This is a genomic window from Mycobacterium sp. IDR2000157661 (assembly GCF_022317005.1).
Lineage (GTDB): Bacteria > Actinomycetota > Actinomycetes > Mycobacteriales > Mycobacteriaceae > Mycobacterium.
The window spans coordinates 4,659,854-4,676,912 of record NZ_CP081006.1; the positions used below are offsets into that span (position 1 = coordinate 4,659,854).

Sequence of the window (17,059 nt, forward strand, 5' to 3'; positions counted from 1 at the left end):
ATCCGCGCCTTGACGTCGTCGGATTCACAAGCGAGCGTCCTACTCGGCGACGGTCAGGATCTCGGCACCGTCGTCGGTGACCACCAACGTGTGCTCGAACTGCGCGCTCCACTTCTTGTCCATGGTGGCCACGGTCCAGCCGTCGTCCCAGATCTCGTAGTCCAGTCCGCCGATGTTGATCATCGGCTCGATGGTGAACGTCATTCCGGGCTCGAGCACGGTCTCCACAGCCGGCTGGTCGTAGTGCAGCACCACCAGGCCGTTGTGGAAGGTGGAGCCGATGCCGTGACCGGTGAAGTCCCGCACGACGTGGTAGCCGAAGCGGTTGGCGTAGGACTCGATGACGCGGCCGACGACCGAGAGCTGGCGTCCCGGCTTGACGGCCTTGATCGCGCGCATGGTCGCCTCGTGGGTGCGTTCGACGAGCAGCCGGTGCTCCTCGGAGACGTCGCCGGACAGGAAGGTCGCGTTGGTGTCGCCGTGCACTCCGTCGATGTAGGCGGTCACGTCGATGTTGACGATGTCGCCGTCCTCGACGACCGTCGAGTCGGGGATGCCGTGGCAGATGATCTCGTTGAGCGACGTGCAGCACGACTTGGGGAAACCCTTGTAGCCCAGCGTCGACGGGTAGGCGCCGTGGTCGAGCATGTACTCGTGGGCGATGCGGTCGAGTTCGTCGGTGGTCACGCCCGGCGCGACGGCCTTGCCCGCCTCGGCGAGCGCACCCGCCGCGATGCGTCCGGCCACCCGCATCTTCTCGATCACCTCGGGTGTCTGCACCCAGGGCTCGTCGCCTTCGCGTGCGGTCGGCTTGCCCACGTACTCGGGGCGCGCGATCGAGTGGGGCACCGGCAGCATCGGTGACACCACGCCGGGACGAAGAGCGGTGCGAACAGGCATGTGATCAGGGTAGTCGCCCGAAGCCGCTAGTCTCTTCGGCCATGACGGATTCATCATCGGCTGCAGGCGCGGGCGGCGACGAGGTCGACGACGCGTTCGCCGCCCGCTTCGCCGAGCGGTTCGCCGACACCTGGCGCACCCCTGACCTGGCCAAACACGAGGCGCTCTGGAGCGACGACATCGTGCTGATCCAGCCGATGATGGGCACGCTGCGCGGCAAGCAGGCCTGCCGGGAGTCCTTCGCGCGGCTGTTCGGGCTCATTCCCGACCTGCACGCCGATGTGCACCGGGTCGCGCGCGGGCGCCATGAGGTTTTCATCGAGTTCACGTTGAGCGGGACCTATGGCGGCAAGCCGATCGCCTGGGACGCCGTGGACCGCTTCACCTTCACCGACGGGCTCATCGCCGAGCGGGTGTCCTACTTCGACTCCGCGCCGCTGCTCGGGAAGCTCGTCGCCCGGCCGGCGGGCTGGGACCGCCTGGTGCGCATCGGTTCGCAACTGTTCCGCCGCTAGCCGACTACTCAGCCGCCGCGCTTGAGCCAGGACTTGCGCGGACCGCGGATGTCCACCGAGCCGCACACCACCTTGCCGGTGAGGATCACGTGCGGCTTGCCCTCGGCCGGCGCGTCCCTGCGATGGTCGCGGGCACTGCCGACGTTGACCTCGACGTCGTCGATGGACGCGCTCGCGCCGTCGGGCAGCCGCAAGTCCAGCCCGCCGAACCTCATGTCGAGTTCGATCACGACGATCGGCCCGGCGAACCGCGCCCTGGTCAGGTCGAGATCGACCGATCCGATCCGTCGGTGCAGGGCCAGACGCGTCGGCACGATCCACTCGCCGTGCCGCTTGAGGGAGCCGAGCACGCCGCGCAACTCCACCCGGTCGGCGGCCGAGGTGACGATCGCGCCGGGCCCCGGCAGGTCGCCGACGAGCGCGTCGAGGTCGGAGTGCAGCCGCGCCCGCGACACCGCCGCCGAGCGCTCCTCGAACTCTTCGATGTCGATCAGGCCCAGAGCGACGGCGTTGTGCAGCCGCCGCAACGTGCCGTTGCGGTCGGCGTCGGAGACGCGCATCGCGGCGTGGTCGTCGATCCCGGTCATGCTGGCCTCTACGGTACCGCCGGTCCGCCACACGCCTCAGGCCGCGTAATCCGGCGGTAGGCCGTCGAGCATTCCCTTCAGCATCCGCACCGCGTACTCCGACGAGCCGCCGCCCACGATCAACGCCGCGAAGGCCATGTCACCGCGGTAGCCGGCGAACCACGAATGCGAACCTCCGGCGAATTCCGCCTCCCCGGTCTTGCCCCGCACGTCGCCGGCACCTTGCAGGTCTTCCGCGGTCCCGTTGGTGACCACCAGTCGCATCATCGGCCGCAGGCCGTCGAGGATCTTCGGGCTGATCGGTGCCTGGTCCCCGTTGACGGCCGTCGGCCTGCCCTGAATCAGTTGCGGCACCGGTGTTTTCCCGGCCGCTACGGTCGCGGCGGCCATCGCCATGCCGAATGGGCTGGCCAGCACCTTGCCCTGGCCGAACCCGTCCTCGGTGCGCTCGGCCAAGTCGACGGTCGGGGGCACCGAACCGGTCACGGTCGTCAGGCCCTCGATCTCGTAATCCGTGCCGATGCCGTACTTGGCGGCGGCCATGGTCAGCCCGCGGGGCGGCATCCGGCTGGCCAACTCGGCGAACGTCGTGTTGCACGAACTGGCGAACGCGCGCGACATGGGTACCGTGCCCAGATCGAAGCCACCGTAGTTGGGCACCGTGCGATGGCCGATGTCCATGGTGCCGGGGCACGGCAGCAGCGTGTTGGGCGTGGCCATGTCTCGCTCGATCGCCGCGCCTGCGGTCACCATCTTGAACGTCGACCCCGGCGGATAGAGACCCGTCGTCGCGATCAGGCCCTCCGAATCGGCCGACGCGTTCTGCGCCACGGCGAGGATCTCCCCCGTCGACGGCTTGACCACCACGATCATCGCCTTCTTGCCGGTGACGTCGACCGCACCCTGCGCGGCGGTCTGCACCGCCCGGTCCAGGCTGATCTTGATCGACGGCGCGGGCTGCCCCGGCACTTCGTTGAGCACGTCGACGTCGACACCGTTCTGATTGACGGTGACGACGCGCCAACCGGCCTGGCCGTCGAGTTCGTCGACAACCGCCTTCTTCACCTCGGTGATGATCGCGGGCGCGAAATCCTCGTCGGCGGGCAGCATCTCGGCCTGCGGCGTGACGACCACCCCTGGCTGGCCGGCCAGGAACGCCAGCCGGTCGTGGTCGGCCTGGCGCAGAGTGACCAGGTAGTGCGGTTGCTTGGCGGAGCTCGCCTGCTCGGCGAGCCGCTGCGGGTCCAGCGTGTCGTCGAACGGCCGCAGGGCGTCGACGACGGCGCGCGCCGTCGGCATGAGCGCGCCCCCGGCGGCCTCGGCGTCCAGCGAGTAGTTGTAGAGGTGGCCGGGCACCAGCACCTCCGTGCCACCGCGCTCGATCACCGACGCACGTGGCGGCGCGTCGGCGCGCAGTGCGAACGTCTGGTTCTCGCCCAGCCGCGGATGCAGGCCGGTGGCGCTCCACCGCACCTCCCAGCGGCCCTCGTCACGGACCATGTTGAGCTGCCCGTCGTAGGTCCAGGTCCGGTCTTTGGGCAGATGCCAGGTGTAGCGGTAGGTGATGGCACCGGTGTCCTGGGCGTACTTGGAGCCGACGATCTGCGTGTCCAGGCGGGTTGCCTGCAGTCCGGCCCACGCCTCGTTGAGTGCCTGCCTCGCCTCTGCGGGCCGGTCGCTGAGCTCCGCGGCGCTCGCCGTGTCACCGGTGGCCAGCGCGGCGAAGAACTTCTCGGCGGTCGGCTCGGGTCCGGCCGGTTTCGGGGTGCACGCGTTGAGGCTGACCGCCACCGCGCCGACCGTGAGCACAGCCGTCAGACGTGTTACTGAAGTTGCCATTGAGGCAGATGTTACAAAGCCGAGACCTCCGGTCTGCGGAGGCGCACCGAGTGCTACGGGTGTTTACGGCGCCGGATCGTCATCCGGCCGCCGGCGCCCGCACCACCAACGGCGCGGCGGGGAAGTACGCCGCCATCTCAGAGCGTGACTTGCGCAGGGTGGCGGTGCCGTAGCCCTGCTTGCGATAGTCGGGATGAATCCAGATCCGCACGTTGACCTCACCGCCGATCAGATCCCCGAAGACCATCCCGACCTTCTGCGGCCCGTGCACCGCGACCAGCCAGGCCGCCTCCTCGGCGTCGACCTTGCGCAACCCGGCACGGATCTCGTCGTCGAGGTCACCGGCCGGAGCGCCGGAGCCGTCACCGGCCGCGCGGACGTCCTGGGTGCGCAACGCGAAGATGTCGCGGTCGTCGTCGGGGACGAAGGGCCGCAGCACCACGCTGTCGGCCGACGGAGCGGGCTCACCCATGGTGAAGCTCAGCTGATTGTTGAGGTCCTCGAGTTCGGCGGCGATCCGGCGCCGCGACACCTTGGTCAGTCGGTCGAAGGACAGCCGCAGCACGGCTTCGGCGGCGATCGGCGACGCGCCCAGCATCGTCGCGACCGCCTCGATCGCCGCGTCGTAGTCCTCGGAGTCCACCACCACGTCGAGCAGTTCGTGGCGCCGTTTGAGGGCACGCATCATCGTGTCGGCGATCTCCCTGCGCGCGATTGTGCGATCGTCGTCGGCCATGACCGAAGCGTAGCGATCCCGCCGGAGTCGTAGGCTGGCTTTGCGAACGCACACTTCGGTGGAGGAGTCCGATGGCCAAGCCGGCGGCGAATCAGGTGGTCGACTGCGAGTTCGTCGCGGTGACCGGGGAGAAAGTCCGGGTCCCGGACTCGAAGCGCCTGACGCACTTGCAGTTTCGGCGCTTCGCCGGCTGCCCCATCTGCAGCCTGCACCTGCAGTCGATCGTGCGGCGGCACGACGAGATCGAAGCCGCCGGTGTCCGCGAGGTGGTGCTGTTCCACTCGTCGGCCGACGACCTGGCCCCGCACACCGCGGACCTGCCGTTCGCGACGGTGGCCGATCCGCAGAAGCGCTACTACCGGCAGTTCGGGGTCGAGTCGAGCCCGCGCTCCCTCCTGCACCCCAAGGCCCTTGGCGCCGCGATCCGCGCCGGCGCGATGACCGCCGCAGGCCGGTTCCGGGCACCGGCGGTGCATCAGGACGGCGGCCACCTCGGACTGCCCGCGGATTTCCTCATCGACACGACGGGGCGAGTCGTCGCCGAGAAGTACGGGACACACGCCTACGACCAGTGGTCGGTCGACGAACTCCTGGCACACGCCGACGGCGGCCGACACACGTCTTAGTCGAGCAGGACGGTGGCGAACGTGCCCACCTGTTCGAAACCTATGCGCGCGTAAGTGGCCCGGGCGACGGTGTTGAAGCTGTTGACATACAGGCTCGCGGTGCGCCCGGAGCGGACCACCGCAGACGCCAGCGTCGCGGTGCCCGCGGTCCCGAGCCCGTGGCCACGCCACTCGGGATGCACCCATACACCCTGGATCTGTCCGACGGCAGGCGACTGTGACCCGATCTCGGCCTTGAACACCACCTGTCCCCGCTCGAAGCGGGCCCACGCGCGGCCCGCGGCGATGAGCCCGGCGACCCGGCGCCGGTATCCGCGGCCGCCGTCGCCCAGGCGCGGGTCGATGCCGACCTCGCCGATGAACATGTCGATGGAGGCAACCAGGTAGGCGTCGAGTTCGTCGGCGCGGACCTGCCGCACATTCGGGTCGACGGCACATTGCGGCGCCGTGCTCAACGCCATCAGCGGCTGATGCTCGCGCACGTCGCGCGCGGTGCCCCAGGCGTGTTCGAGGCGCCGCCACATCGGCAGCACCAGTTCGGCGCGGCCCACCAGCGACGAGCAGCGCCGTGCGGTGCTCATGGCCTTGTCGGCGAAAGCGGTCAGATCGGCCGCCTCACCGCGCAACGGGATCAGGTTGGCTCCGGCGTAGCACAGCGACTCGGTCGATCCGCGCCGCGTCCACAGCTCGCCGCCGATCGCCGACGGTTCGACTCCGTGCTCGGCCACCCGGCAGGCCACCATGCACGAGCCCACCGGATCCTCTTCCAGCACCCGCATCACGGCTCCGATGTCGCGCACCACGGAAACCCGTCGCTCGTCGACGAGACGAAACAGCGGCGGAGCCGACATGCGAACTCTTTCTAACCGACGCCGAGACCAGTGCCAGGGATCACCCTCAGCTTACGGTCACAACCGGGGAACCGCTCGCATCTGTTCCACGCTCTTCTGCGATTCGCAGTGCCTCTTCGATCAGCGTCTCGACGATCTGGGCCTCCGGCACGGTCTTGATGACCTCGCCCTTGACGAAGATCTGGCCCTTGCCGTTGCCCGACGCGACGCCGAGATCGGCCTCGCGCGCCTCGCCGGGACCGTTGACGACACAACCCATCACGGCCACCCGCAGCGGCACGTCCATTCCTTCCAGCCCCGCGGTCACCTCGTTGGCCAGCGTGTAGACGTCGACCTGGGCGCGCCCGCACGAGGGGCACGACACGATCTCGAGGCCGCGCGGCCGCAGGTTCAACGACTCGAGGATCTGGTTGCCCACCTTCACCTCTTCGGCCGGCGGCGCCGACAGCGAGACCCGGATGGTGTCGCCGATCCCCTTGGACAGCAACGCGCCGAAAGCGACCGCGGACTTGATCGTGCCCTGGAACGCCGGGCCCGCCTCGGTGACGCCAAGGTGCAGCGGGTAGTCGCACTGGGCGGCCAGCTGTTCGTAGGCGGCGACCATGACGACGGGGTCGTTGTGCTTGACGCTTATCTTGATGTCGCCGAAACCGTGCTCTTCGAACAGCGACGCCTCCCACAGCGCCGATTCGACGAGCGCCTCGGGCGTGGCCTTGCCGTGCTTCTCCAGGAACCGCTTGTCAAGCGATCCGGCGTTGACCCCGATGCGGATCGGGATGCCAGCGGCCCCAGCGGCTCTCGCGACCTCCTTGACCCGGCCGTCGAATTCCTTGATGTTGCCGGGGTTCACGCGCACCGCGGCACAGCCGGCGTCGATGGCGGCGAAGATGTACTTGGGCTGGAAGTGGATGTCGGCGATGACCGGGATCTGCGACTTCTTCGCGATGGCGGGCAGCGCGTCGGCGTCCTCCTGCCGCGGGCAGGCCACCCGGACGATGTCGCAGCCGGACGCGGTCAGCTCCGCGATCTGCTGCAGCGTCGAGTTGATGTCATGGGTCTTGGTGGTGCACATCGACTGCACCGCGATGGGATGGTCGCTGCCGATCCCGACGTCGCCGACCATCAGCTGCCGGGTCTTGCGTCGCGGCGCGAGCACGGGCGCGGGAGGTGCCGGCATCCCCAAGCCGATTTGTTGGCCGGTGGCCATTGGTGTCTCCTATTGGAAGGGTCTGATCGGATTGATGAAGTCGGCTGTCACGGTCACCGCCATGTAGCCGACGACCACGAACAGGATCACGTAAGTCGCGGGCATCAGCTTGAGGTAGTTGACCGGAGCCGCGGCCACCATGCCGCGCGCCGACCTGATCATGTTTCGGATCTTCTCGAAGAAGGCGATCGCGATGTGACCGCCGTCGAAGGGCAGCAGCGGGATGAGGTTGACCGCACCCAGCACGAAATTGAGCTGCGCGAGGAAGAACCAGAACGCCACCCACAGACCCGCGTCGACGGCGTCGCCACCGATGATGCTGGCGCCGACCACGCTGATCGGTGTCTCCGGGTCACGCTCCTCGCCACCGATCGACCGCACGAGAGCGCCCATCTTGGTCGGGATCTTCGCCAGCGCCTTGCCCAGTTCCACGGCCAGGTCGCCGGTGAACGCGAACGTGGCCGGGGCCGCCGAGAGCACGTTGTACTGGGTCGGCCCGAACCGCGCCGCGGAGATGCCGACGGTGCCCACCTGGGTCGGCTGGGCGGCATCACTCCCCTCGGCCACGAAGCGCTGGGCCGGCACGACGTCGACGACGGTGGTGAACTCGCGGCCGTCACGCTCGACGGTGAACGGCGTCGGCCCGTCGAGCTCGCGCACGGCGCCGACCAGCTCGTCGAAGTTGGCGACCGGGGTGTCACCGATCCTGACGACGGTGTCCCCGGCTTCGATGCCTGCCGCGGCGGCCGGCGACGGCGCCAGGCAGTCGCCCAGGGTGCCCTCTGTCACCTCGGATTTCACGCACGAGGTCTCGCCGACGATCGCGGTGGTCGGCGGGTTGAGGTTGGGCAGTCCCCACACCACCGCGATGGCGTAGATCAGCACCAGGCCGATCGCGAAGTTCATGCCAGGGCCTGCGGCCAGGACCGCGGCCCGCTTCCAGGTCTTCTGCTTGTACATCGCGCGGTCGCGTTCGTCGGGAGCGAGTTCCTCCACCGACGTCATGCCTGCGATGTCGCAGAACCCGCCCAGCGGGATCGCCTTGACCCCGTACTCGGTGCGATCACCGAGCTTGTTGGCACGCCAGGTGGACCACAGAGTCGGGCCGAAGCCGACGAAATAGCGGCGCACCTTCATTCCCGTGGCGCGCGCCACCCACATGTGCCCGCACTCGTGCAGGGCCACCGACAGCAGGATGGCCAGTGCGAACAGCACGACACCGATGACCCACATCATTTGGTGGTGATTACCTCCCGCTCGACCGCGCGCCTCGCGCGGTCACGCGCCCACTGCTGGGCGTCAAGTACGTCTTCCACGGTAGCTGGTTCGGCCGCCCACTGGTCGGCAGCGCGCAGCACCTCGGCGATCGTCTCCACGATCACCGGGAACCGGATCCGTCCGTCGAGGAACGCTGCCGCGGCCTCCTCGTTGGCCGCGTTGTAGATCGCGGTAAGGCAGCCGCCCGCCTCACCCGCGCTGCGGGCCAGGGCGACGGCCGGGAACACCTCGTCGTCGAGGGGCTCGAAATCCCAGGTCGACGCGGTCGTGAAGTCGCATGCCTGCGCGGCACCGGCGATGCGCTCGGGCCAGCCGAGCGCCAGCGCTATCGGCAGCTTCATGTCGGGCGGGCTGGCCTGCGCCAGCGTCGAGCCGTCGGTGAACGTCACCATCGAGTGCACGATCGACTGCGGGTGCACGACGACCTCGATGCGGTCGTACGGCACGCCGAACAACAGGTGCGTTTCGATCAGTTCCAGGCCCTTGTTGACCAGTGACGCCGAATTCAGCGTGTTCATCGGGCCCATCGACCAGGTGGGATGCGCGCCCGCCTGCTGCGGGGTGGCCAGTTGCAGCTTCTCGGCGGTCCAGCCGCGGAAGGGGCCGCCCGAAGCCGTCAGCACGATCTTGGCGACCTCGCCTGCGGCGCCGCCGCGCAGACACTGGGCCATCGCCGAATGCTCGGAGTCCACAGGCACGATCTGGCCCGGCGCGGCGGCCCTGAGCACCAGCGGCCCACCGGCGACGAGGGACTCCTTGTTGGCGAGCGCGAGCCGGGCGCCGGTGGCGAGCGCAGCGAGCGTCGGCTCCAGACCCAGCGCGCCCACCAGCGCGTTGAGCACGACGTCGACTCCGGTCGTTTCGGCGGCGGCCTCGACCAGAGCGGTCACCGCGCCGGGTCCGCAGTAGGTGACATCGCCGATGCGGGCGGCCGCGGCCTCGGACGCGACGGCGACCTGCGTGACCCCGGTCTCGGCGCGCTGACGCGCCAGCAGTTCGGCGTTGCCGCCGCCGGCGGCCAGGCCGACCACCTCGAAGCGATCGGGATTGGCGGCGATGACGTCGAGCGCCTGGGTGCCGATCGATCCGGTGCTGCCGAGGATCAGCACCCGACGTCTTGCGTTCACCGATTCATTGTGCCGCGTCGCGGCGGTGCCCCGCGGTGACGGGATCGGACCGGCTCAGTTGTGACGCGAGTGTGACGCAATTCATCCGCCGGACGATTCGGTCCGAATCCCTGATGTCAGTGCACTGGGCGGGCGTGGCCCCGTCCCCGACAAGGGAGACAAGAGTGACCAAGACCGACTATCGCAAGGTGATCAGCGCGGCGAGCCTCGCCGCGGCCGCCATCCTGACCGTCTCGGCGTGCTCGAACGACGACTCGACCTCGGCGACCACGGCAGCCGAGACGACCTCAGCCGCTGCGACGACCACGACGTCCCAGGCGTCCCCGACGACCAGCGCGATGGCCGACCCGGCAGCCAACCTGGTCGGGCCCGGCTGCGCGGCCTACGCCGAGCAGGTTCCGGAGGGTCCGGGTTCTGTGACCGGGATGTCGCAGGACCCGGTGACGGTCGCCGCGTCGAACAACCCGATGCTCACGACGCTCACCCAGGCGCTGTCCGGCCAGCTCAACCCCGACGTGAACCTGGTCGAGACTCTCAACGGCGGTGAGTTCACGGTGTTCGCGCCGACCGACGAGGCCTTCGGAAAGCTCGACCCGGCCACCATCGAGACGCTCAAGACCGACTCCGAGCTGCTGACCAGCATCCTGACCTACCACGTGGTGCCCGGTCAGGCCGGTCCCGCGCAGGTGGTCGGCGACCACGAGACCGTGCAGGGCGCGACGGTCACCGTGACCGGTGAGGGCGACAATCTGCGGGTCAACGACGCCGGTGTGGTGTGCGGTGGCGTCTCGACCGCCAACGCGCAGGTCTACCTGATCGACACCGTCCTGATGCCCCCGGCCGCCAACTAGCCCATCCCCCAGCGGAGCCGGCGCGGAATCGTTTGCGAACTCCACATGCACGATTCCGCGCCGGCTCGCGCCGCTTCTGAGGACCGCCCGTGACGACCCTGGTGCTGATCGGCTTCGTGGGAGGTCTGATCACCGGCATCTCGCCATGCATCCTGCCGATGCTGCCGGTCATCTTCTTCTCCGGCGCCCAGAGCGCCCGCGCCGCATCTCCGACGGGCGCGCACACCGCCACCGTGACTGCGGCGGCGCCGCCGCTGACCGAGACGCTGCGGCCCTACCTGGTCATCGCCGGGCTCGTCGTGAGCTTCTCGACGGTGACGCTTCTCGGTTCGGCGGCGCTGTCGCTGTTGCGGTTGCCCCAGGACGCCGTCCGGTGGCTGGCGCTGGGCGCACTGGTGGCGATCGGTGTGGGACTGATCATCCCGAAAGTCCAAGAGCTGCTGGAGAAGCCCTTCTCCCGGCTGCCGCAGAAGCAATTCGGTTCGGGCCGAAGCGGTTTCGGCCTCGGACTGGCGCTCGGTGTGTTGTACGTGCCATGCGCGGGGCCGGTGCTGGCCGCCATCGTCATCGCAGGCGCCACCGGCACCATCGGCCTGGACACGGCGGCGCTCACCCTGTCGTTCGCCATCGGCGCCGCACTGCCGCTGCTGTTCTTCGCGCTGGCGGGCCGCCGCGTCGCCGAGCGGGTGGCGGCGTTCCGCAACCGTCAACGCCAGATCCGCGTCGTCGCCGGCGTGGTGACGATCCTGCTGGCGTTGGCGTTGGCGCTCAACCTGCCCGCGGCACTTCAGCGTGCCATCCCCGACTACACGGCAAGGCACCCGATCTCACCGGCATCACCGGCTGGCTGAACACGCCGGGCGGCTCGGCGGTCGATCTGGCGACGCTGCGCGGCAAGGTGGTGCTCGTCGACTTCTGGGCCTATTCGTGCATCAACTGCCAGCGCGCGATTCCGCACATCGTCGACTGGTACGACGCGTATCGTGACGCCGGCTTCGAGGTGATCGGTGTCCACACACCGGAGTACGCGTTCGAGCGGGTGCCCGACAACGTCGCGAGCGGCGCCGCCGACCTGGACATCACCTATCCGGTGGCGCTGGACAACAACTACTCGACGTGGACGAACTACCGCAACCGGTACTGGCCGGCGAAGTACCTGATCGACGCCGGCGGCACGGTGCGTCACATCAAGTTCGGGGAAGGCGACTACGCGACGACGGAAAGACTTCTGCGGCAGCTGCTCTCGGACGTCAACCCAGCCGTGGCACTGCCACCACCGACCGAGAAGACCGACGTCACTCCCCCGCCCGAGCTGACGCGCGAGACGTATTTCGGCGTCGGCAAGCAGATCAACTACGGCGGCGCAGGCACCTACGACGAGGGCAGCTTCACCTTTGAATACCCGGATCGCTTGCCGGAAAACAGCTTTGGCTTGCGGGGCGAGTGGGCGCTCGATTACCAGGGCGCGACCGCCCGGGGCCCTGGCTCGGCGATCCGGCTGTACTACCGCGCCCGCGACGTCCACCTCGTCGTCGGCGGTACCGGCACGGTGACGCTGACCCGCGACGGTGAGTCGCGTCAGATCCCGGTGGCGGGCCCGCCGACGCTGCGCACGCTGGTCGACGGGGACGAGGTGCGCCGCGGGCTGCTCGAGGTGCAGCTGAGCGAAGGATTGCAGGTTTTCTCGTTCACCTACGGGTGAGTCGCGACCCATCCGAGACCGGATCGGCTCCGAATAGTGATTGCAAGCAAGTTCCGGCGGCAACAGCCGTCCCGTCCGAATGGAGACCGATAGATGAACGCCAGGAAGAAGTTGGCCAGCGCAGGCGTGGCCGCATTGGGAGCCGCCGGCCTGCTGCTCGGCACCACAACCACCGCACAGGCCGAGATGGTCGGTCCGGGTTGTGCGGGCTATGCCCAGCAGGTGCCGATGGGACCCGGCTCGGTGATGGGCATGGCCCAGGATCCGGTGGCGGTGGCCGCGTCCAACAATCCGTTGCTGACCACCCTGACGAAAGCCGTCTCGGGACAGCTCAATCCGGAAGTGAACCTCGTCGACACGCTCAACAGCGGCCAATTCACGGTCTTCGCGCCGACCGACGCGGCGTTCGCCAAGATCGATCCGGCGACGATCGAGAAGCTCAAGACGGATGCTCCGCTGCTGACCAGCATCCTCACCTACCACGTGGTGCCGGGGCAGGCCAGCCCCGCTGAGGTGGTCGGCACGCACAAGACGGTCCAGGGCGCCGACCTCACGGTCACCGGCCACGGCGGCGACCTGCAGGTCAACGACGCCTCGGTGGTGTGCGGCGGCGTTCAGACCGCCAACGCGACCGTCTACCTGATCGACTCGGTTCTCATGCCGCCGATGAATTGATCTGAGCCATACCGAATCCGGAGGGCAGCCCGGCAACCCCCCTGCCGGGCTGCCCTCCTTCGGTATGTTCAGGCGCCGGTCAGCTGTCCAGGCGACAGGTCATGACCGCACCTTGTCGATGACCGTCTCGGCGAACCGCTCGATCGGTTGCCGGTAGCGCTCGACGTCCTCGCAGTCCATGCCCGCGGCGCCCATCCACGGTGCGCACATCACGGCGGTGATGCCGATGTCTTCTGCCCGCTTGTACAGATCGACTGTCGGCGGCTCGAGCAGCGCGAGCATGATGTCGAACGGCTCGTCGGCCCGGCCGTAATCGCGCCGCAGCGCGTGCAGCCTCTCGACGTAGCGTGCCGCGTCGTCCCACGCGTATGCGTAGCCGACCCAGCCCTCACAGGCGCTCGCGGCGCGCCGCAGCGCCGCGTCGGATTCACCACCGCACAGGATCGGCACCTCGGTTTCGGGATGGGGCTCGATCATCATCTCGGGAACCTGGTAATGCGTGCCGCTCCAGGACACCCAGCCGCCCTGCCATAGGGCGCGCAGCGCCGGAATCATCTCGTCGAGCCGCTTGCCCCGCGTCGAGAAGTCCTGGCCCATCAGCTCGTACTCCTCGCGCATCCACCCGACGCCCACCCCAAGGGACACCCGGCCGCCCGACAGCACTGAGGCGGTGGCCACCAGCTTGGCGACCTCCACCAGCGGCCGGCTGGGCGCGATGTACACCGCGTTGGAGAACCGCAGGCGCCTCGTCACCGCGGCCATCGCACCGATCAACACCCACGAGTCCGGCCACGGGGTCTCCGGCGGCCAGCCTGGCTTCCCCGAAGGCGAGTCCGGATACGGCGAGCTCAGCTCGCGCGGATACACCATGTGGTCGGCGCTGATCACGCCGTCGTAGCCGGCTTCGTCGAGCATCCGCGCCACCGGCAGGATTTCTGACGTTTTCATGAAGGGAGTGCCCGACCAGAACTGCATCTAGTTTCTCTACCGCGAATTTCGGGCAGCATCAATGCCATGCCAACGCTGCTGTGGTTCCGGCGTGACCTGCGGCTGCACGATCTGCCCGCGCTGCTCGACGCCGCGGCATCCGACGGCGAGGTGCTCGCCTGCTACGTGCTGGACCCGCGGCTGCAGAAGTCGTCCGGTCCGCGCCGGCTGCGGTACCTCTACGACGCACTGCGCGATCTGCGCGACCGGCTCGACGGCAGGCTGCTGGTCGCGCAGGGCCGCCCCGAACAGCGGATCCCCGAGATCGCCCAGGCCGTCGATGCCTCGGCGGTGCACGTCTCGGCGGATTTCACACCGTTCGGGCGACGCCGCGACGACGCCGTGCGGACCGCCCTCGGCGACACCCCCTTGGCGGCGTCGGGCTCGCCGTACCTGGTGTCACCGGGCCGGGTCACCAAGGGCGACGGCACCCCCTACAAGGTCTTCACCCCGTTCTTCGGCGCCTGGCGCCAGCACGGCTGGCGGGCGCCCGCCAAGTCGGGGCCCGAATCGGCCCGGTGGATCGACGCCACCGCAGTTCCGGGCGGTGTCGGCATCCCCGACGGAGACGCCGAATTGGCCCTGCCCGCCGGGGAGAGCGCGGCCGGCAAGCAGTGGAGGGCGTTCCTCCGGGACGGGATCGACGGTTACGCCGACGACCGGAACCGTCCCGACCTCGACGTGACGAGCCGGATGTCGGCGCACCTGAAATTCGGCGCGATCCATCCCCGGACGATGGCCGCCGACCTGGGCCGTGGAAAGGGCGCCCAGGCCTACCTGCGCGAGTTGGCGTTCCGCGACTTCTACGCCTCGGTTCTGCATGAGTGGCCACGCAGCGTGTGGTGGAACTGGAACTCCTCATTCGATGACATGAAGTTCGACGACGGACCCGAGGCGAGGAAGCGGTTTCAAGCCTGGAAAGAGGGCAGGACGGGCTATCCGATCGTCGACGCGGGGATGCGCCAGTTGGCCGAGACCGGCTGGATGCACAACCGGGTGCGGATGGTCGTCGCCTCCTTTCTGGTCAAGGACCTGCACCTGCCGTGGCAGTGGGGCGCCCGCTGGTTCCTCGAGCAACTGGTCGACGGCGACATGGCCAACAACCAGCATGGCTGGCAGTGGGCCGCGGGCACGGGCACCGACGCCGCGCCGTTCTTCCGGGTGTTCAACCCGACGACGCAGGGCGAAAGGTTCGATCCCGACGGCAGCTATGTGCGCCGCTGGGTGCCCGACGTCGACGACGACGGCTATCCCGACCCGATCGTCGACCACGCCGCCGAGCGCAAGGAGGCGCTGCGGCGCTACGCCGCCCTCGGCTGAGGGCTACTTGACCACCAGGCCGGCGTCGATCGGCAGCGCGACCCCGGTCACGTAGCGACCGGCCGCACCGCACAGGTAGACCATCGCTTCGCTGACCGCCTCGGGCGTCACCAGCCCGTCGGGGAGCAGCGGAGACTGCGACTCGCCGAATCTGGGGTGGTCGGCGACGTAGCCGGCCACCACGTCGTTGAGGATCATCGGCGTGGCAACTCCCCCCGGATGCACGGAGTTGACGCGGATGTTGCGTTCGGCCAACGACGTCGCGTAGTACCGCATGAGCCCGACGACGCCGTGCTTGGCGGCGTTGTAGCCCGCCGCGCCGTGGCTCATCGTCTCCGGGCCGGGGCTGATCGACTTCAGGCCCGCCGCGGAGCTGGTGATGACGATCGCTCCGCCCTCGCCGTGCTCGAGCATGGCGGGCAGCGCGGCCTCGATCGTGAAGTGCACGCCCTTGAGCATCACGTCGACGGCGTCGACGAACGCCGCGACACCGGTCCGACGCTCCCCCATGGCGGGCAACAGGCCCGCGTTGGCCAGCACGAAGTCGACGCGGCCGAACTCCTCGGCGCCGCGGGCCACGATGTCGCGCAACCGGTCGAGGTCTCGGACGTCGCCGCGCTCGGCGACGATCCGCCGCCCGGTCTTCTCCACCAGGTTCACCGTCTCGTCGAGGTCCTCCGGCCTCGCCATCGGATAGCCGATGCTGTCGATCTGCTCGCAGATGTCGACGGCGATGACGTCGGCGCCCTCCTCGGCGAACCGGACGGCGTGCGCGCGGCCCTGGCCGCGGGCGGCACCGGTGATGAACACGACCTTGCCCTCGAACTGCATCTGCCCCTGTGCTCCTCACGTCTGCGGTGTCGTGACGCATCACCCTACGGCGACGCGTAGTAGAGCTGTGGAAGAATGTCGGGCAGATTCCCGCCCCGACCGTGAGGAGCAGCCGTGGCCAGCACTGAGGTAGAGCGACACACCGGTGTCGACGTCGAGGACGTGCCGTCCGCGGAGTGGGGCTGGTCGGGGGAGAACTATAAAGCCCTCCACATCGGCGGGATCCTGGCGGCGCTGTTCCTGCTCAGCCTGATGCACGGCAACCACGTCGGCGCCATCGAGGACCTCTTCCTCATCGGCTTCGCCGTGCTCATCCTGGCCGCGGTCGCTCGCGACTGGTGGCTGCGCCGCCGCGGCTGGATCCGCTAGACCGGGTACAGGGGCCGCAGCGCCTGCGCGCGGACTTCGTACAACGTTTCGGTGGCGGTGACGCCGCCGTCCACGGCCGCCGCGGCCAGCGCGCGGACCTTGAACGCCTGCGCCGCGACGCTCAACTGGTGCCGGGCGGGCTCCAGTGGGCCGCCGAGTTCGGCGGGCCACGAGCCGAGCACCGTGATCTTGGCGCCCGCGCGCTTGACCGAGTCGAGCAGCCACGCGCGCACATTCACGTCGATGCGCAGCAGTTCGGCGGTGACGGCCACCGCCCCGGTGTCGGGTATGCCGCTCAGTAGCGTTTCGCACTCCGCGCCCAGTGCGCCCGCGCCCAGAATGGTCAGTGGCCGCCGGTCGGCCGGACCCGCCACCCGGACGTTGACGTCCCAGCCCGCTCTGGCCTGGTCGAAGAGCCATCCACCGGCCACCTGCACGACCTCGGCCGGACTCGCGGCCAGCACGGTGAGCTGATGACGGTTCAGCCGCCCGGCGTCGGCGGCGGCATAGTTGACAACGGCATCGGCAGGGAAGGGTCGGGTTGCCATTAGAGTCCTATCCGATCGAGATCGACGACGCTCCGAGAGGCTGAAGAGCAGCTCTCCTCAAGCGTGACACTATCGGATAGATCTGTAAAGGTCGGTTTCCGAAGCGGCCG

17 protein-coding genes and 1 pseudogene are annotated in these 17,059 nt (G+C 68.9%); 7 read left to right on the forward strand and 11 right to left on the reverse strand.

The window, feature by feature from the left end; translation table 11 throughout:
• Positions 1 to 39: 39 nt before the first annotated feature.
• Positions 40 to 900, reverse strand: a complete 861-nt coding sequence (gene map / locus K3G64_RS23905; protein ID WP_238887916.1) for a type I methionyl aminopeptidase — start codon at positions 898 to 900, stop codon at positions 40 to 42.
• A gap of 41 nt (positions 901 to 941) precedes the next feature.
• Between map and K3G64_RS23910 the strand changes: the two genes are divergently transcribed.
• On the forward strand, positions 942 to 1,415 hold the full coding sequence (locus tag K3G64_RS23910) for a nuclear transport factor 2 family protein (RefSeq protein ID WP_238887919.1): 474 nt from the start codon (positions 942 to 944) through the stop codon (positions 1,413 to 1,415).
• Positions 1,416 to 1,423: 8 nt separating this feature from the next.
• Here K3G64_RS23910 and K3G64_RS23915 read toward each other — a convergent pair whose 3' ends face one another.
• From K3G64_RS23915 to K3G64_RS23925, 3 genes are all read right to left on the reverse strand, one after another.
• Positions 1,424 to 2,002, reverse strand: a complete 579-nt coding sequence (locus K3G64_RS23915; RefSeq protein WP_238887921.1) for a DUF1707 SHOCT-like domain-containing protein — start codon at positions 2,000 to 2,002, stop codon at positions 1,424 to 1,426.
• 36 nt (positions 2,003 to 2,038) lie between these two features.
• On the reverse strand, positions 2,039 to 3,841 hold the full coding sequence (locus K3G64_RS23920; protein ID WP_238887923.1) for a penicillin-binding transpeptidase domain-containing protein: 1,803 nt from the start codon (positions 3,839 to 3,841) through the stop codon (positions 2,039 to 2,041).
• Positions 3,842 to 3,920: 79 nt separating this feature from the next.
• Positions 3,921 to 4,577 carry a GNAT family N-acetyltransferase gene (locus K3G64_RS23925; RefSeq protein ID WP_238887925.1) on the reverse strand — a complete coding sequence of 219 codons (657 nt, stop codon included), beginning with the start codon at positions 4,575 to 4,577 and terminating at the stop codon, positions 3,921 to 3,923.
• Between the two features lie 71 nt (positions 4,578 to 4,648).
• Here K3G64_RS23925 and K3G64_RS23930 point away from each other — a divergent pair, with 71 nt between their 5' ends.
• On the forward strand, positions 4,649 to 5,203 hold the full coding sequence (locus K3G64_RS23930) for a peroxiredoxin-like family protein (protein WP_238887926.1): 555 nt from the start codon (positions 4,649 to 4,651) through the stop codon (positions 5,201 to 5,203).
• Here the strand turns inward: K3G64_RS23930 and K3G64_RS23935 are convergent.
• From K3G64_RS23935 to dxr, 4 genes are read right to left on the reverse strand one after another with little or no spacing between them, the layout of a single operon-like run.
• Positions 5,200 to 6,054 carry a GNAT family N-acetyltransferase gene (locus tag K3G64_RS23935; protein ID WP_238887927.1) on the reverse strand — a complete coding sequence of 285 codons (855 nt, stop codon included), beginning with the start codon at positions 6,052 to 6,054 and terminating at the stop codon, positions 5,200 to 5,202. The genes K3G64_RS23930 and K3G64_RS23935 overlap by 4 nt on opposite strands.
• Before the next feature lie 46 nt (positions 6,055 to 6,100).
• Positions 6,101 to 7,261 carry a flavodoxin-dependent (E)-4-hydroxy-3-methylbut-2-enyl-diphosphate synthase gene (gene ispG / locus K3G64_RS23940; RefSeq protein WP_238887928.1) on the reverse strand — a complete coding sequence of 387 codons (1,161 nt, stop codon included), beginning with the start codon at positions 7,259 to 7,261 and terminating at the stop codon, positions 6,101 to 6,103.
• 9 nt (positions 7,262 to 7,270) lie between these two features.
• Positions 7,271 to 8,497 carry a M50 family metallopeptidase gene (locus K3G64_RS23945; RefSeq protein WP_238887930.1) on the reverse strand — a complete coding sequence of 409 codons (1,227 nt, stop codon included), beginning with the start codon at positions 8,495 to 8,497 and terminating at the stop codon, positions 7,271 to 7,273.
• Complete coding sequence (gene dxr, locus K3G64_RS23950) at positions 8,494 to 9,666, reverse strand: 1-deoxy-D-xylulose-5-phosphate reductoisomerase (protein ID WP_238887937.1); 1,173 nt, start codon at positions 9,664 to 9,666, stop codon at positions 8,494 to 8,496. The genes K3G64_RS23945 and dxr overlap by 4 nt, the downstream gene beginning before the upstream one ends.
• 164 nt (positions 9,667 to 9,830) lie before the next feature.
• Between dxr and K3G64_RS23955 the strand changes: the two genes are divergently transcribed.
• The 3 genes and pseudogenes from K3G64_RS23955 to K3G64_RS23965 all read left to right on the forward strand — a co-directional run bounded on the left by K3G64_RS23955 (position 9,831) and on the right by K3G64_RS23965 (position 12,894).
• Positions 9,831 to 10,517: a fasciclin domain-containing protein gene (locus K3G64_RS23955; RefSeq protein WP_238887939.1), complete on the forward strand. Its 687-nt coding sequence runs from the start codon at positions 9,831 to 9,833 to the stop codon at positions 10,515 to 10,517.
• Positions 10,518 to 10,606: 89 nt separating this feature from the next.
• Positions 10,607 to 12,219 (forward strand): annotated as a pseudogene (locus K3G64_RS23960) (cytochrome c biogenesis protein DipZ).
• Between the two features lie 93 nt (positions 12,220 to 12,312).
• Positions 12,313 to 12,894 carry a fasciclin domain-containing protein gene (locus K3G64_RS23965; protein ID WP_238887941.1) on the forward strand — a complete coding sequence of 194 codons (582 nt, stop codon included), beginning with the start codon at positions 12,313 to 12,315 and terminating at the stop codon, positions 12,892 to 12,894.
• A 99-nt stretch (positions 12,895 to 12,993) separates the two neighbouring features.
• Here the strand turns inward: K3G64_RS23965 and K3G64_RS23970 are convergent, their stop codons facing one another.
• Positions 12,994 to 13,869, reverse strand: a complete 876-nt coding sequence (locus K3G64_RS23970) for a TIGR03619 family F420-dependent LLM class oxidoreductase (protein WP_238887943.1) — start codon at positions 13,867 to 13,869, stop codon at positions 12,994 to 12,996.
• A gap of 39 nt (positions 13,870 to 13,908) precedes the next feature.
• Between K3G64_RS23970 and K3G64_RS23975 the strand changes: the two genes are divergently transcribed.
• Positions 13,909 to 15,201: a cryptochrome/photolyase family protein gene (locus tag K3G64_RS23975; RefSeq protein WP_238887944.1), complete on the forward strand. Its 1,293-nt coding sequence runs from the start codon at positions 13,909 to 13,911 to the stop codon at positions 15,199 to 15,201.
• A gap of 3 nt (positions 15,202 to 15,204) precedes the next feature.
• Here K3G64_RS23975 and K3G64_RS23980 read toward each other — a convergent pair whose 3' ends face one another.
• The gene (locus K3G64_RS23980; RefSeq protein WP_238887946.1) at positions 15,205 to 16,032 is read right to left on the reverse strand and encodes a mycofactocin-coupled SDR family oxidoreductase; all 828 of its coding nucleotides are present in this window, start codon (positions 16,030 to 16,032) and stop codon (positions 15,205 to 15,207) included.
• A gap of 114 nt (positions 16,033 to 16,146) precedes the next feature.
• On the opposite strand from K3G64_RS23980, the gene K3G64_RS23985 reads away from it, so the two are divergent.
• Positions 16,147 to 16,401, forward strand: a complete 255-nt coding sequence (locus K3G64_RS23985) for a DUF2631 domain-containing protein (RefSeq protein ID WP_238887947.1) — start codon at positions 16,147 to 16,149, stop codon at positions 16,399 to 16,401.
• Here K3G64_RS23985 and K3G64_RS23990 read toward each other — a convergent pair.
• Positions 16,398 to 16,949 carry a hypothetical protein gene (locus K3G64_RS23990; RefSeq protein ID WP_238887949.1) on the reverse strand — a complete coding sequence of 184 codons (552 nt, stop codon included), beginning with the start codon at positions 16,947 to 16,949 and terminating at the stop codon, positions 16,398 to 16,400. The two genes, K3G64_RS23985 and K3G64_RS23990, sit on opposite strands and share 4 nt — an antisense overlap.
• Positions 16,950 to 17,059 lie beyond the last annotated feature (110 nt).